The organism is Dyadobacter chenwenxiniae, from assembly GCF_022869785.1.
Taxonomy (GTDB): Bacteria; Bacteroidota; Bacteroidia; order Cytophagales; family Spirosomataceae; genus Dyadobacter; species Dyadobacter chenwenxiniae.
Genome location: NZ_CP094997.1, coordinates 6,456,807 through 6,473,174 on the forward strand (window position 1 = coordinate 6,456,807; position 16,368 = coordinate 6,473,174).

A 16,368-nucleotide genomic window follows, 5' to 3' on the forward strand; every position below is an offset into this window, starting at 1 on the left:
AAAATTAGCAATCTTTATTTAAGATTTGTACAAATCTTTTCCGCATTACAGACTGTAATTGATCAACCCCATGAACTTTAAAAAAACGCTGATGCTGTTTCCGGCGGGATGTCTGATGGCAAGCCTGATGATCGCTTCTTACCAGCACGTTAATCTAAGCACTTTTCAAAGTTCAAAGCTGGACAGCTTGTATAAGGACCTCACAGAAGCACAAAAACGCTCTCCGAAATACGCAGTAGCAGGCCTTTCCGTAACCAACGGACTGGAAGCTACGCTTTTTGCCTCAGAACCAACCATTACCAATCCCACCAACATTGATGTGGACCATTTGGGGCGGGTTTGGGTTTGCGAAGCGTATAATTACCGGCCGGCGATCAATGGTAACCCTACCAAAAATGAGGGTGACCGCATCCTGATCATGGAGGATTCGGATGGCGACGGCAAATCAGATAAAACGACCGTTTTTTATCAGGGCAAAGAAATCAATTCTCCGCTTGGCATCTGGGTGATGGGCAATCGTGTTGTCGTTTCTCAAAGTCCGTATGTTTGGCTTTTTACGGATGAAAACAATGATGGAAAAGCTGATAAAAAGGAAGTTATTTTCGAAGGAGTTGGCGGCGAGCAGCACGACCACGGCATGCACGCATTCATTTTTGGGCCGGATGGGAAGTTATATTTCAATTTTGGAAACGAGGGAGGACATTTATTGGATGGAAAAGGAAATCCTGTGATTGGAAAAGATGGTCGGCCTATTGATTTCAAAAAATTAAAACAGGGAATGGTATTCCGCTGCGATCCCGATTTCAAAAATATTGAGGTTTTGGGTAACAATTTCAGGAACAATTATGAAGTCGCTGTGGATAGTTACGGCACTATGTGGCAGTCAGACAATGATGATGACGGCAACAAAGGCGTGCGCATAAACTATGTAATGCAATATGGCAACTACGGCTATACAGATGAAGTTACGGGCGCCGGCTGGCGTGCAAACCGCACGAATATGGAAGATTCGGTTCCTTATCGCCATTGGCATTTGAATGATCCGGGCGTAGTTCCGAATTTGCTGCAAACAGGCTCAGGGTCGCCTACGGGTATGATTGTGTATGAAGGCACGCTTCTGCCCAAAGAATTTCAAAATCAAATGATCCATTGCGAGCCGGGCCATAATGTGGTTCGTTCTTATCCGGTTCAAAAATCAGGCGCTGGTTATACCGCCAAAATCGTGAATGTGGTTGATGGTAAAAGGGATCAATGGTTCCGCCCGTCCGACGTCTGCGTCGCACCCGATGGCTCCCTCATCGTTTCCGACTGGTATGATCCGGGCGTAGGCGGCCACCAAGCAGGTGACCAAAGCAGGGGCAGGCTATACCGAATTGCACCTGCAAACACACGCTACCAAATCCCGAAGACAGACTTAACAACTGCAAACGGTGCTGTGGAAGCACTGCAAAGCCCGAATCTTTCCGTTCGTTATCAGGCCTGGACGGCTTTGAATCAAATGGGCGAAAAGACAATTCCTTCATTGGAGAAGCTTTTTAAAGACAAAAAAGCAAGCGACCGGATGCGTGCGAGAGCATTATGGTTACTTAGCAAATGGCCTGCTTCCAGCAAAAAGAACATTGATATAGCCATTAAAGACGCTAATCCTGATATGCGGATTGCAGCATTGCGTGCTGCAAGTGAGTTGAAAGATGTGGACATTACCAATTACATTAGTTTGTTGGTCAAAGACGCCGAACCTCAGGTAAGAAGAGAATGCGCATTAATCCTCCATCATAACCAATCTCCAAAAGCACCTGCATTATGGGCTGAGCTTGCATTGCAATACGATGGCAAAGATCGTTGGTATCTGGAAGCATTAGGCATTGGAGCCGACAATCAGTGGGACTCGTTTTTCAAAGCCTGGCAGGCCAAAGCGGGTTCTAATGTAATAGCAACACAGGCTGGAAAAGACATCGTTTGGCGTTCACGCGGCAAAGAATCTGTTCCCTTGCTGGCTTCTCTTGCCGGTGATCCTAAAACCGATCTGAAAAGCAGGCTGCGTTACTTCCGTGCCTTTGACTTTAACCCCGCGGCAAATGAGAAGTCAATGGCCCTTTTGCAAATCATGAAGGGAAATTCTCCTGAACAAACACAGGTAAATGAGCTGGCACTGCGCCATTTGGATCCGTCATTTGTGAAGCAAAATGCGGAAGCAATGGCCTCGCTCAAAAAGTTGCTTGATTCGTCGTTCGGAACGCCTGCATATCTTGAATTGGTAAGCAAGTACGAACTGGAATCGGAAAACGCCAGGTTGCTGGATATGGCGATAAATCAATCTGCAACGAGGACCCGACCGGCCGCGGCAATGCAGTTGATGAAACAAGGAGGCGGAAAAATGGTTTGGGAAGTTATCAAGGGCGCTGATGTTGCCAAAAGCGAGGGGATTGTGTCGGCATTGAGAGGCGTAGGAAGCAAGGAATCATTGGAAATACTGCAAACAGTTGCATTAGATAATCAATATCCGGCTGGCTTACGTACAATTGCTGCGCGGTCTTTGGGTGGAACGATGAATGGTGAAGATCAGGTTTTGGCATTGTTGAAAGACGGCAAGCTAAGCGGCGAGCAGAAAGCCGCGGCTGTAAAAGGGTTAAGCGGAGCATGGAGAAAATCAGTCAAACTCGAAGCCGCAAAATACACCGACGGAGCAACCGTAGCAGCCGCAAAACATCCTCAGGTGAGTGAACTGATCGGAATGAAAGGTGATTTGTCCAAAGGAAAGCAAGTATTTACGTCCTACTGCTCGGTTTGCCATCAGGTAAATGGCGAAGGGATGGATTTTGGTCCGAAACTTTCTGAAATAGGAAGCAAATTGCCCAAAGAGGCGCAGTATGCGGCTATTTTTGAGCCTAGCGCAGGAATTGGCTTTGGTTATGAAGGCTTTGAAATAACATTAAAAGACGGTTCGACCGTCTCAGGAATCGTAGCCAGCAAAACAGAGACCGACTTGATCCTGAAATTCCCGGGCGGCTCAACCCAGGAATATAAAATGTCCCAGGTAAAATCGATCAAACAGCTCAACGATTCCATGATGCCCGCTGGCTTGCAGGACGCCATGAGTACGGAGGAACTGGTTAGTTTGGTTGATTATTTGAGTGGGTTGAAGAAGAAGTAAGCTGGATAATGGTCGCACTAGCTAGCGAAATTTTCTTAAATTTGATCTATGACAACAATCAAAATAGAAATAGAACAGGAAAATGATGTGTCACTTCTGAAAAAGGTGCTGACTGAGCTTGGCTTCAAATTTATTTTGGAGAATGAGGATTTAGAGTCCAGCGAACTCAGTGAGCGGGAAATGATTGGAATTAATGCCGGTCTTCAAGATGTGCAAGAAGGTCGTGTTTTTAGCCATGAATACGCCAAAAGCCGCATCGAAGACAAGATTTCGCAGCTTCGGGTGAAGTATGGAAGTTAGTCTAAGGTTAGAGTGGTCGGAACGGGCTATCTTGGATTATGAAAACCTGACCGAGTATTTATTCTTCAAATGGGGAGAGACTATCACACTAAAAGTTCTGTCTGAAATCGACCACCAAATCAGCAGAGTTGCGAAATATCCAGAGCAATTCCCGATAGTCAGTAAGCCAGTCGAAATTCGAAAGTGCGTCGCTTCTTCGCAAACTTCAATATTCTTCGTTGTGAAACCCCAAAGCATCTATCTCCTTTCCATTTTTGACAATCGTCTGGATCCTGACAAGCATCCTAGTTAGGAAGTAAAACTAGTTAGCAATAAATCCCCCATTCTTTTCAAACTTCATTTCGTTATTCAGGAAACATCAGGTAATTTTATACGTTATTTGAGTAACCTGCATCATCAAATTTTGTTTTGAAACAATTCAATTTTACTAAGTCTGCATTACTAATTGCAGTTAATACCGTTCTTCTCCATTTTTGCGGTTTTTGTCAACTTCCTGATTCATTAGTAGTTACCAATCATGATAGCGTATACGCTACGCTTTCTGAACCTGAAAAGAGATTTTCCCGGAATGCAGTGCTAGGCCTCAAAGTTGCGGATGGCCTGGAAGCATCATTGTTTGCATCAGAACCGGATGTGATCAACCCCATTAATATTGATGTGGATCACCGGGGGCGCGTTTGGGCTTGTGAAAGCTATAATTACCGTCCGGCTGTGAATGGCAAATCGGAGCTTGGCCAAGGTGACCGCATTGTGATCATGGAAGACAAGGATGGTGATGGCAAGTCTGATGTGACCAAGGTTTTCTACCAGGGTCCGGAGCTGAATGCACCTTTGGGCATTTGGGTGATGGGCAATATGGCAGTCGTTTCGCAAAGTCCGTATGTGTGGCTTTTTACAGACACAAACGGCGACGACAAGGCAGATAAAAAAGAAATTTTGTTCAAAGGAATCGGTGGCGCGCAAAGCGATGCCGGTGTTCACGCTTTTGTGTTCGGGCCGGATGGAAAGTTCTATTTCAATTTCGGAAATGCCGGAAGACAGCTTGTGGACGGCCAGGACAGGCCATTGCTCGACAAATACGAAAGGCCCATCGATTTCAGACAATTCAAGCAAGGAGTTGTTTTCAGGTGTGATCAGGATTTTACCAAAGTCGAAATATTAGCAGAAAATTTCCGGATCGGGTTTGAAGTTGCTGTCGATAGTTTCGGAACCATGTGGCAGTCGGATCAGGAAGAGCCTGGGAATGGTGGTGACCGGGTTTCCTATGTGATGGAAAACGGAAATTTTGGCTATATAGATGAAATGACGGGCGCCAGCTGGCGTTTGAACCGTACCAATCTGGAAGACGAAATCCCCCGCAGGCATTGGCACCAGAATGACCCTGGCGTTGTGCCGAATTTGATTGAAACGGGTTCTGGTTTCCCGATGGGTATCACTGTATACGAAGGTAATTTGCTGCCCAGGCGTTACTGGGAGCAGGTTTTGCTCGCAGATGCAGGTCAGCAAAACGTCAGCGGATTTCCGGTTGTTAATGATGGTGCAGGATATAAATCAACAGGCATTCTTCCGATTGTAGAAGGAACGCGTGACAAATGGTTCAGGCCAACGGATGTTTGCGTGGCACCAGACGGCTCGCTCATCATTTCCGACTGGTATGATCCGATCGTTGGTTCGCATAAAATGAAGGACCGGAGCCGTGGCCGGATCTTCCGTGTAGCACCCACAGGCACGCCTTACAAAATTCCTGTCTTCGACTTAAACATTCCTGAACAGGCCGTACAAGCATTGCAAAGCCCCAACTTGTCCATGCGTTATATGGCCTGGAATGCTTGCGTAAAGCATGGCTGGCAAGCTGAACCTTATCTGGAACAGCTTTTTCGCTCCATAAGCGTGAGTCCAAGGTTAAGGGCGCGGGCATTGTGGGTGTTGAACCGCATTGAAGGTTTCAATTACAGGAGCCTTGACATTGCATTCAGGGAAATGAACCCGAATTTGCGCATCACAGCATTGCGTGCGGTCAGGCAACGTAACAGCGATCCTACGGAATACATTAAGCGCCTCACTGCCGATCCCGATCCGCAGGTAAGAAGAGAATGCGCATTGGCAATCAATCACAACCATACTTATGAGGCTTTGGATGTTTGGCTGCAACTCGCTAAGCAGTACAAAGGCAACGACCGTTGGACGGTGGAAGCATTGAGCATTGGTGCTTATGACCAATGGGAGCGGATTTTTCCAGCCTGGCTATCCAGGGTTGGATCAAACCCGGTTGCGACGAATGCGGGCAAAGACATTGTTTGGCTGGCAAGAACCCGGCAAGCGATCCCGTATCTGACGCAGGCAGCTTCGGACACAAGTGTAAGTTTCAAAAGCCGGTTGCGTTACTTCCGGGCGTTTGACTTTTTCCATGCAGGTTACGAAAAGTCACAAGCATTGCTGAACGTGATGACGGTAAATTCGTCAGACCGCATTGAGGTGAGCAAATTGGCATTGCTGCATTTGGATAAATCATTCGTTACCAACTCGCAGCAGGGACTAACCGCATTGAACAGGCTCCTCGATGAAACTTATGGGACGGAACATTACATCGACCTGATGACACGCTACGAGCTGGAATCGGAGATGGACAGGTTGTTTAAAATGGCTTTGGATAAATCCGATGAAGTTGTTGGCCGGGACGCGGGCGCATTGCTGCTCGAGCAAGCGGGCATTTCCTATGTTACCCAAAAGCTTGGAAGCCTGAATGAAGCTAAAAAGTCGGCGCTTTTGGCATCCATACAAACAGTAGGAAGTCCTGAATCGGTTTATTTGCTTCGAAACACTGCTTTGGATGCCAACGAATCGGCATCGGTCCGTAAAAATGCTGCCAAATATCTTGGCGCCAGCTGGCCTGGTGAAGAGGCGGTTGTGAAATTGCTTCGGGAAGACCGTGTGGCCGGGGATGTAAAAGAGGCGGCTTTATTGGGCGTGAAAAATGCATTCAGAGAGGAGATCAAAGTGCAGCTCGCGCCTTATTTTCCAAAGCCTGAGGAAGATAAACTCGCCGATCCTACAAAAGCGGATAGCAAAAAAGAAAGGAAAAGAAAGCGCAGGAGAAGCTAGGAATGCAAGTTTCCGGGCTGGCTTGCGGTATATTTAATTGCGCTGCATCTTTACATTTCTAAACAAAACTTAAAGAAATATGCTCCGCAGAAATTTTGTAAAATCTTCCCTTGGTCTGGCTGGTGCAGCAATTGCAGCAGGAGATGCTTTCGCGACCGCGCCAGAGGCTAAAAATAAATTTAAGCTTAAATACGCATCCCACTTCGGCATGTTTCAGAACAGCGCCGGAAAAGATGTGATTGATCAGCTGAAATTTATGGCTGACCAGGGTTTCATGGCAATAGAAGATAATGGCATGATGGGCAGGCCCGTGGAGCAACAGGAAGCCATTGCCAAAGAAATGACCCGCCTGGGTATGGAAATGGGCGTTTTTGTGGTGGATAAGGGTGGAAACGGAGCCAATACATTAGCAGCAGGCAAGCAGGAATACATTGATATTTTCTTGAATGGCTGTAAAAAAGCAGTCGAAGTCGCCAAGCGCGTCAATGCGAAATGGATGACGGTTGTGCCGGGCGATTTTGAAAGAAATTTACCAATTGGCGTTCAAACCGGTCACGTAATCGATGCATTGCGCAGAGGTGCGGAAATACTGGAGCCGCACGGTTTGGTAATGGTTTTGGAGCCGCTAAGTGATTCGCCAAACCTGTTCCTGAGAACTTCCGACCAGACGTACGAAATATGCCGAGGTGTTAACAGCAAGTCCTGCAAGATCCTCTACGACATTTACCACATGCAGAAAAATGAAGGACGCCTGCTTTACAACATTGACAGGACGTGGAGCGAAATTGATTATTTCCAGATAGGCGATGAACCGGGCCGTAAAGAGCCGACAACAGGTGAAATCAATTACAAAAACATTTTCAAATACATTTACGACCGTAGTAAAAAGGAAAACAAATCCTTCATTATGGGCATGGAGCACGGTAATTTTTCACCAGGCAAAGCAGGAGAAGAAGCGCTTATTAAGGCGTATGTGGAGAGCGATAGTTTTACGATTTAGGCTGTCGGCAATCGGCTGTCGGCAATTGGCTATCAATTTAGATATTGAAAAAAATAAAAACCCGGAGAGTAGCGAATACTCTTCGGGTTTCTTCATTGCCGACAGCCGACAGCCGACAGCCGACAGCCGACAGCCAATTACAATACAACAACTGAATTTTCAGCAGTCTCGTCAACGCCAGCAGCAACGTATTTGTCTGCTGCCCAGTCGTTTTCCCATTTCGCGTCGTCAAGAATGTAACGGAATTGATATTCGCCGGAAGCCAGTTCAAGACTGGTTTTGAATGAGCCGTCTTTTTGCTTTTTCAATTCGATTGCTTCCTCAGGGTTCCATCCGTTGAACTCACCAACCAATGCAACTTTTTTTGCTTCAACTGCTGCTTCTGCGGGAACTGTAAATGTTACTTTGTAGACTGATTTACTTTTTACAAATTGCTTTGTTAATGCCATGATTATGTAGTGTTAAATAGTTGATGCGACAAATATACAATCAAAAATTATTCAAATCAATGAATATCAATATTATAAAGGAAATTGATCTTTGAATAATCATAATTAAACGTCATAATGCATTTTTTTATTCTCTATTTAACCAACTTTTACCGCAACGTATAGCGCATCCCGAGGAAGCCTCTGATGCCTTGATTAGGCGCAAAAACGTAGGACGGATCAAACGTCAAACGATAAGGATTATCGGGCGTTGCGATCACCTGACCGTTGTTGTCAAACTGCACATTTTTATCAAACGGGTCGTTTGAGCGCGCAATCGAGTTGGCGGGAGGCGTAAAATTCAGTAGGTTTTTTACTCCGCCATAAATTTCCAGACCGTTGCCGAACTTCTTGGTAACCTGTATATTTTGTAACGACCAAACCGGCGAAATTCTTGCGCGCGGATCCTCTTCGCTCAGGACGGGAAGCCGCATAGGGCCATAAATATTTCCGGTGTAATCAAATGATATGCCGGATTTCTGAAACTCATAGGAAACAGACCAGACGCCCGTATATTTTTCAGTCAGCACAGGACGGAAACGGACGCCATTTTCCTTTTGAAAATTCTCCATGTAAGTTGCGCCGGCAATAATTTTCAGCGGAAAAGGGAAGTTGAAATCGAGGTTCAGGTTGACGCCTTTTGAAACCGCATAACCATCCAAATTGTCGTAAATGATCTCGTTGGGATTGGTGTCGTAATCAGGGAGAATCCGGTTGGTAAAATGCGTGTAAAAAATAGAAGCGTCCAGGCCGATAAACGAACTCCCGGTAACAATCTTTTTGACAACATTTAAATTAACATTCCAGCTCTGTTCCGGATCCAGCGCCTCTTTCACAATAACCTGCCGCGAACCCGTCAGCGCTGCATGGTCCTCTGTAAACAAGTTCACGATCCTGAATCCACGGCCCACATTCAGCCGGACCACATCCGTTTGGTTAAACTTGTATTTATAAGCGAGTCTCGGCGTGAAAATGCTTCCATGACGGCTGTTATAGTCATATCTGGCGCCTAACAATAATGCATGTGCCCCTGCCTTGATCTCGTCCTGAATGAAAATTCCGGGAAGTAATATTTTGTCAGGATGGTCTTTGCCGTCCAGAAAACGGGTGGCGGTGGTGTTGTCATTATAAAATGTGTAGCGGAAAGGTGTCCCAAAAAGCAGGTTATGGCGGCCAATTTCCTTATCCCACAAAAGCTGCGCAAATGCAATTTTCTGGTCTGCATTAAAAATTACATTTCCATATGTAGAATTCTGGTTATGGGAGCTGAAAGAATATTGCAATGTTACTTTTTCGGACATGGGAAGTTGGTAAGTTCCTAAGACTTCAAAGCGTTTTGTATAAATGCTTTCTCCATAAACTTCGTTTCCGCCGCGAAATGTCTTGTTCCAATTCATCTGCCCGCCCCAGCGATCTTCATAATAGTATCGTGCTGCGATGCTCGCCTGGCGGTTATTTTTTCTGTTAAACGACCATTTGTTGAAAACTGAAATACGATTCTGTAATGTCAGATCCGTGAAGCCGTCTTTGTTGTTGTCAATGGGATTTTGATAATTGAAATAACTCACACCCAGCAACGCACTGGCCTTTGAACCAGCTGTTAATTTCACGCCCAGGTCCACATTGTAATCCAGCCAGGAAGTGCTGAATGCATCCGCAGAAAATATAGGCGCTTTGGAAGGATTTTTTGTGATAATGTTGATCAAGCCACCGACCGCTTCCGAGCCATAAAGTGTTGAAGCCGGGCCTTTTACAATTTCAACTCTTTCGATCAGGCTGTTTGGGATTCCCGACAAACCATAAACTGTGGAAAGTCCGCTGACCATGGGCATGCCATCGATAAGCACCATCGTATACGGGCCTTCCAGTCCGTTGATGTGGATGTCGCCCGTACTGCAAACATTGCAATTCAGCTGCGGGCGCACGCCGTTTACATAGCTAAGGCCTTCAAAAATGCTTGGAACGGGGTTTTTGTAAATAAATTTTGCCGTGATAATGTCAACCGGCACTGGGCTGTCCAATTTGGAAACCTCTTTCATCGTGCCTGTAATGACCACTTCATCCAACGAATTCGCACCGGATTTCAACACGAAATCGCGGATCAGGTCTTTTTCAATGCGCACATTCTTCTCCGTAATAGAGGGCATGGAGATAAAGCTCACACGGATGGAATAGTTTCCGTTTGGTATGCCTGCTATTTTATAATGCCCCAGAGAATCGGCCGTTGCACCGGTTTTTAATTCATTAATATAAACCGACGCACCAAATGCTGCACTGCTGCCGTCTTCCAGGATCACCTTCCCGGAAAGTGTGTGCTGCGCAAGAATGGGCAGAGAGATGGTGTATAACAGCAATAGTATGAGTGACTTCATGTATACTTAATCTTATATTTAATTTGTCCTGAATATTAATTTAGACAAATCTAAAAATATAACTTGACAAACAACAAATAATAATTCGATTCATAAAAGTTTTTTTTGAAACTATCCCGCCCCGACTTTCAGTTAAACAAATTGCTATGAACCGGAAAGATTTTCGTATCATTTCCGCTTATTGAATAACCCATCATAACTATGCTGAAAAAATTTTTGAAACCAATTAAGCTTCCGGCGCAGGCAGACTGGGGCGTTCTGATCTTGCGCGTTGGATTTTCGCTGCTCATGCTCACACACGGATATGCGAAGCTGCAAAACCTTTTGGCAGGTGATCATTCGTTTGCAGATCCGATCGGGATCGGTGAGGAGTTGTCGCTTTATCTGACGATAGGCGCAGAGTTTGTTTGCTCAATTCTGGTGATTCTTGGACTGTTTACCAGGGCGGCACTCATTCCATTGATCATCACAATGATCGTGGTTTCCTTTATTGTTCACGGGGCAGATCCGCTAGCCGACAAGGAACATGCACTGTCGTTCCTGATTGCATATGTTACATTGTTTCTGACCGGTCCGGGAAAAATGTCGGTGGATAGTGGTCTTTATAAATAAATAAAAAAAAGCGTTTCCGGTTCTGGAAACGCCTTTTTTATGCTATTGTGACCATTGGGTTGGAGAACGGTCCCAGCGGTGGGTTTTGAGCTTTTCCGCCAGTTGCGGGTCAAATAATTTTCCATCACTTGCCGACACATTTGATCTCACGTGCGGCAATTTGCGCATGCCGGGGATGGTGGTATGCACGTCCGGGTTGTTCAATATAAACCTTAATGCGAGTTCGGGCATCGTCATTCCTTCGGGAATATCTGCTTTTAACGCTTCGGCATGATCCACACTTGAATTCAGGTTTTCCGGCACAAAGTAGGTGGAACGCCAGTCGTCGGCCGGGAATGTCGTTTCTTTGGTTAATGTGCCTGTCAATGTGCCTTCATCAAACGGAACGCGGGAAATAACGCCAATATCCAGTTTTTTGCAAAGCGGGAACAAATTGTCTTCCGGCGCCTGGTCGAAAATATTGTAAATAACCTGAACAGCGTCTATTAAGCCGGTTTCAAGTGTTTTCAACACATTATCCGGTTCCCAGCGATTCACGCTGATGCCCCAACGTTCCACTTTTCCTTCCTGTGTCAATTTCTGGATCGCTTCTTTCCACTCATCTTCCTCTGCCCAGCTATCTTCCCAGACATGGAATTGAAGCAGGTCAATGCGTTCCGTACCCAGGTTTTTAAGACTTTTCTCGGTGTATTCAACAATGTAATCGGCGGGAAAAACATCTTTCAGGGAAGAGTCCGGCCTGGACGGCCATTGGCGATTTTTTGGCGGGATTTTTGTGGCAGCGTATAGCTTGCGGTCCGGATAACGGCGGATCAGGTCGCCGAGGATGCGCTCGCTCAGGCCCTCGCCGTAACCCCAGGCAGTGTCAAAGAAATTTACGCCCGATTCAACTGCCAGATTAAGCGAGTCATCTGTTTCTTTGCGGTCGGAGCCGGTCCAGCCTGCAAGTCCCCACATTCCATAACCTATTTCGCTGATCTGCCAGCCACTACGCCCAAAACGACGGTTTTGCATTGTTATGTAAATTTAGTGTTCGTGGATTAAAGCCAGGGATTGCGTCTTTTTAATGTATTAGAAATACATTTGTGGGATTTTAAGTTCAGAAAGCCAAGATAACATTCTTCAATTAAACTGATCAGTGGGACACAAAGGGTCAATGGTAAATGCATTGTTGATGACAGTAAAAAGAATCGCCGGAATTGTCCTGATCCTCAGCATTTCCGGTTGGATCAGGGAAGACGAACCTTCCGAAAAAATGAAAGAATACTGCGCTGCATTTAATCAGATCCAGCTGGATATCCGGGATAATGTGATCTCTCCCGATTCTGGGCGACTGGCTTTTCGCACGGTGATGCAGCAAATAAGAAGTGAATACAAGCGGGACACGTGCCGGGTCATTGACTCGTCCTATTTTGTTTATCCGATTAAAGGTTACACAGCGCGTGAATCCGTCGGAGGCCGCGGAAGGGGTTATCGCGGCGAGGGCTTTGATCTTTTCGACAACAATGTGCGGGGGAGCCATCCTGCGCACGACCTGTTCATCAAAGACAAAGATCAGGATAACCTGGACGATCGAACCTGGAAACCTGTTGATATTCTGTCATTTACCTCGGGAATTGTGGTGGCAACGGAAACGGGCTGGAAATACAACAGCGAATTCCGGGGCGGTAACTGGATCTGGATTTACGATCCCTGTCTCGAAGGCCTTTTCTACTACGCGCATAACAACATGGTCGAAGTGCAGCCCGGGCAATGGGTGAATGCCGGTGATAAAATCGCTGAAATGGGGCGCTCCGGTTACAATGCTTACCAAAAGCGATCCCCCACGCACCTGCACCTGATGTATCTGCAACTGGATGAATACGCCATGCCCGTCCCTGTCAACACTTACGACTGGATGCTCATGTCAACGGTGAAGGATGGTTTCGTTTTGGAATGATTGGGATTGATGCTATTAATTAATAAATTGTAGCTCACTCAATTACTATTCCTATAAACGATATTTTATGAACAATCGCCGGTCCTTTTTCCGAAAGAGCGCGGCCATTGGCTTTGGTGCTTTTGGTCTTAATAGTCTTTACAACGAGCTGCACGCCGAAAGTTTCAGTGAAGCCGAGAAGCTTTGGAATGATAACAGTGCGGACAATGAAGATTACTGGTCGGTGATCCAAGATGCTTACACGGCGAGTAAAAGCGACATCATTATCCTCAACAACGGCGGCGTCTCGCCGTCGCCGATTGCGGTGCAGGAAGCTTTGGAAAAATACAATAAAGCCGCTGCACAGGGTCCTTCCTATTATATGTGGCGGATCATAGATAAAGGCCGAGAACCACTCCGGCAGCGTCTGGCCAGGCTAGGCGGTTGCGATGCAGAAGAAATAGCGATCAATCGGAATGCAACGGAGGCGCTGAACACGATTATTTTCGGTTTGCCGCTCGACAAAGGCGATGAGATCATTGGCACTATTCAGGATTATCCCAACATGATCCAGGCATGGAAACAAAGGGAAATGCGCGACGGGTTGGTCTACAAGCAATTAACATTTGATTTCCCGATTGAAAATGACGAGCAGATTGTAAAGGCATTTGCTGACGCCGTTACGCCAAAGACCAAAATTATTCACGTAACGCACATTATCAACTGGGTAGGGCAAATCATGCCGGTGAAAAAGATCTGCGACATGGCGCATAGCAAAGGTATTGAGGTGGTTGTGGATGGCGCGCATACATTCGGGTTGCTGGATTATAAAATCCCCGACCTCGATTGCGATTATTTTGGGACCAGCCTGCACAAGTTTTTGAGCGCGCCCGTAGGAAGCGGCATGATGTGGATTAAAAAAGAGAAAATTGAGAAAATATGGCCGTTACTATGCAACAGCCAACCAAAAAGTAAGGATATCCGCAAGTTTGAAACATTAGGGACACGCAGTTTTTGCATTGAGCAAGCCATTGGTGAAGCCATTAATTTCCAGGAGGGCATCGGTTCCAAAAGAAAGCAGGAAAGAGTGCATTATTTGAAAAAATACTGGGCAGAGAAAGCACTGCAGATTCCGGGCGTGAAGATCCATACATCGCTGAAACCGGAGTATTCCTGCGCCATAGCAGGCGTGAGCATTGATGGGATGAAGCCCGAGGAACTGGATAGTAAGCTCATGAAAGATCACCAGATCCATACGGTGGGCATTAATTGGGAAAACATTCATTGTGTGCGGGTTACACCTCATGTTTATACCAAAATCAGTGACCTGGATAAATTGGTCGGGGCGCTGGAAAAGATTGCCAAGAAGGCCTGATCATACATTTCGCCAAAATTTAGAGCGCATAACCTGCACGCATTGAGGCGGGTTATGTTTTTTTTTTATAGTATAAATGGCTCTGGACCGTTTATCGTAGATAAGGATTTTAAAGTCGGTAAATTCAACCATTCGAACGCATTAAGCTTTTTATCGGAGGCTTAAATCTTTATTTTTGATATCATCAGCTAAAAACCTAATCAAATGACGCAATTACGAAAGGGTTCTTTCCTCAAAAGGGCCAAAGATATAAGCATCAGCAGCGCATTGGCACTCACCATTTTATCGTCCGGGATCGGAATGACGGGATGCGGTTCCAATGAAGACGAAGAAGCTTACAGTTACGAAGAGACCAATTATTCCAAAGGCATCCGCTCGCACATTAAGGAGGTTAAGCCCGGAGAATTCAAGATTACAGATGAAGAAAGCGTGGAAGCAGACAAGTCCGTTGCCATTGTCACTTATCTCGATGGCCACACCGATTCGCTGAGCACAGCCGCAGCCAAAGCGTTGATCGACGATGAAATCCGCAATAACCAATCTTCCGTGGGGCACCATAGCGGCCTGTCTACCATGCTTTTATACGGCGGGATGGGGTATATGCTTGGAAGAAGTTCCAACAATGCCTACATGAACAACTATCGTGGAAACGGCAGTGCCGCCAGAGGATTTTACGCAGATCCTAACGCTTATAACAAGTCGCAAGGCGCTGTGCAGCAGGCCAATGCTTCCCGTACGACCCGCATGGTGACTTCCCGTCCCAAAGGCGGCAGAAATGGTTTCTTCGGACGTTCCTCAGGCAGAAGCGGAGGTTAAAATCAGGATTATGATCAAATTAAAATCGCTTCCCAATCACCCGGAACAGGGGCTACAAAAAGTGGGCTGGGATTGGATGCTGGGTGCCGACACAGCTCCTTATGTGGTGAGCGACGTGGTAGTCGTTAACGAGGAGCAGGCTGTTCAATATTACGAGGCTGCCGGAACATTGTATGAAATGTTGGTTGAAGCCGGGCAATATGCCATTGATAACCAGCTTTATAAAGAAATGGGCATTCCGGAAAACCTAAGAGAACTGATCGAGCTCTCCTGGCAGGACGACCGTCATATTCACCTGTATGGTCGATTTGATTTGGCTGGCGGGATTGATGGTGAGCCGGTTAAACTTATCGAGTTCAATGCGGACACAGCGACTTGCATTCCTGAAACGGCCGTTGTGCAATGGGCACATTTGCGCATGAACGGGCTCGACGAATCCCAGCAGTTTAACACGCTTTACGAGACGCTGGTAAACCAGTTCCGTTATCTTAAAGATGCCAATAACGATCTGGACGCTTCCATTTTGTTCTCTACGATGCGCGGTTACCCGGAAGACGATACCAATGTGGCGTTACTCACGGAAGCGGCACGCGAAGCTGGCTTTGATACGGATTTCGCTTATATCGAGGAAGTTGAGTTTTCAAATGGTGAAGGTATTTTCAAAATGGTGCCCGATTCCAACGACTTTCTGCGGTTTGATTTCTGGTTCAAGCTCGTGCCCTGGGAATACATTGGAAATGATGAGCCGGAACTGGCTGGTATGCTTACAGAAATTGTCAAAAACCGAAAAGCTGTCATCCTTAACCCTGCCTATACGCTTTTATTTCAGTCGAAATATATTTTAAAAGTCCTGTGGGACCTTTATCCCTATCATCCGCTGCTGCTGCAAACCGAGCGATATGCATTGCCGCATAAAAAGTCGGTTCGGAAAGTGCTTTTTGGTCGCGAAGGGGCTAACGTTTCTATCCTCGAAAAGGGCGGGGAAGTGTTGGAAACCGTGGAAGGAGAATATGATGACCAGCCCAAGATCTATCAGGAATATCTCGAATTCCCTATCGACGGGGCGGGAAATTCGTATCAGGCGGGCATCTTCTACGCAGGCGAGGCGTGCGCGCTGGGCTTTCGCCGGGGTGGAAAAATACTGGATAACAAGGCACAATTTGTCGGTCATCTGGTTGACTAATCCTCTGAAAGTGACCGCATACTAACTGAGGCGACCGTTTGCTCATCT

General features: G+C 46.3%; 12 protein-coding genes. 9 read left to right on the forward strand and 3 right to left on the reverse strand.

Annotated features, from left to right (window positions below):
- Nucleotides 1-70 precede the first annotated feature (70 nt).
- From MUK70_RS27670 to MUK70_RS27685, 4 genes are all read left to right on the forward strand, one after another.
- Complete coding sequence (locus MUK70_RS27670; protein ID WP_234656992.1) at nucleotides 71-3,154, forward strand: PVC-type heme-binding CxxCH protein; 3,084 nt, start codon at nucleotides 71-73, stop codon at nucleotides 3,152-3,154.
- A 48-nt stretch (nucleotides 3,155-3,202) separates the two neighbouring features.
- Nucleotides 3,203-3,454: a hypothetical protein gene (locus tag MUK70_RS27675; protein WP_234656993.1), complete on the forward strand. Its 252-nt coding sequence runs from the start codon at nucleotides 3,203-3,205 to the stop codon at nucleotides 3,452-3,454.
- Nucleotides 3,455-3,862: 408 nt separating this feature from the next.
- Nucleotides 3,863-6,556, forward strand: coding sequence for a PVC-type heme-binding CxxCH protein (locus tag MUK70_RS27680; RefSeq protein WP_234656994.1), 2,694 nt, complete (start codon nucleotides 3,863-3,865; stop codon nucleotides 6,554-6,556).
- 79 nt (nucleotides 6,557-6,635) lie between these two features.
- Complete coding sequence (locus tag MUK70_RS27685; protein WP_234604155.1) at nucleotides 6,636-7,556, forward strand: hydroxypyruvate isomerase family protein; 921 nt, start codon at nucleotides 6,636-6,638, stop codon at nucleotides 7,554-7,556.
- A 137-nt stretch (nucleotides 7,557-7,693) separates the two neighbouring features.
- Here MUK70_RS27685 and MUK70_RS27690 read toward each other — a convergent pair whose 3' ends face one another.
- Both MUK70_RS27690 and MUK70_RS27695 read right to left on the reverse strand, forming a co-directional pair.
- Nucleotides 7,694-8,005: an isoamylase early set domain-containing protein gene (locus tag MUK70_RS27690; RefSeq protein WP_234604154.1), complete on the reverse strand. Its 312-nt coding sequence runs from the start codon at nucleotides 8,003-8,005 to the stop codon at nucleotides 7,694-7,696.
- Nucleotides 8,006-8,154: 149 nt separating this feature from the next.
- Nucleotides 8,155-10,416: a TonB-dependent receptor gene (locus tag MUK70_RS27695; RefSeq protein WP_234656995.1), complete on the reverse strand. Its 2,262-nt coding sequence runs from the start codon at nucleotides 10,414-10,416 to the stop codon at nucleotides 8,155-8,157.
- 201 nt (nucleotides 10,417-10,617) lie between these two features.
- On the opposite strand from MUK70_RS27695, the gene MUK70_RS27700 reads away from it, so the two are divergent.
- Nucleotides 10,618-11,028: a DoxX family protein gene (locus MUK70_RS27700; RefSeq protein WP_234656996.1), complete on the forward strand. Its 411-nt coding sequence runs from the start codon at nucleotides 10,618-10,620 to the stop codon at nucleotides 11,026-11,028.
- A 42-nt stretch (nucleotides 11,029-11,070) separates the two neighbouring features.
- On the opposite strand, the gene MUK70_RS27705 is transcribed toward MUK70_RS27700, so the two are convergent.
- Nucleotides 11,071-12,042, reverse strand: a complete 972-nt coding sequence (locus MUK70_RS27705) for an aldo/keto reductase (RefSeq protein WP_234656998.1) — start codon at nucleotides 12,040-12,042, stop codon at nucleotides 11,071-11,073.
- A gap of 160 nt (nucleotides 12,043-12,202) precedes the next feature.
- Between MUK70_RS27705 and MUK70_RS27710 the strand changes: the two genes are divergently transcribed.
- From MUK70_RS27710 to MUK70_RS27725, 4 genes are all read left to right on the forward strand, one after another.
- Nucleotides 12,203-12,967 (forward strand): M23 family metallopeptidase, encoded by a 765-nt coding sequence (locus tag MUK70_RS27710; RefSeq protein ID WP_234657000.1) that lies wholly within the window; start codon nucleotides 12,203-12,205, stop codon nucleotides 12,965-12,967.
- A 67-nt stretch (nucleotides 12,968-13,034) separates the two neighbouring features.
- The gene (locus MUK70_RS27715; protein ID WP_234657002.1) at nucleotides 13,035-14,321 is read left to right on the forward strand and encodes an aminotransferase class V-fold PLP-dependent enzyme; all 1,287 of its coding nucleotides are present in this window, start codon (nucleotides 13,035-13,037) and stop codon (nucleotides 14,319-14,321) included.
- 204 nt (nucleotides 14,322-14,525) lie between these two features.
- A complete protein-coding gene (locus MUK70_RS27720; protein WP_234657004.1) occupies nucleotides 14,526-15,137 on the forward strand; it encodes a Cj0371 family chemotaxis-regulating polar lipoprotein in 612 nt (203 codons plus the stop codon).
- 10 nt (nucleotides 15,138-15,147) lie between these two features.
- A complete protein-coding gene (locus MUK70_RS27725) occupies nucleotides 15,148-16,320 on the forward strand; it encodes a glutathionylspermidine synthase family protein (protein ID WP_234657005.1) in 1,173 nt (390 codons plus the stop codon).
- Nucleotides 16,321-16,368: the final 48 nt, after the last annotated feature.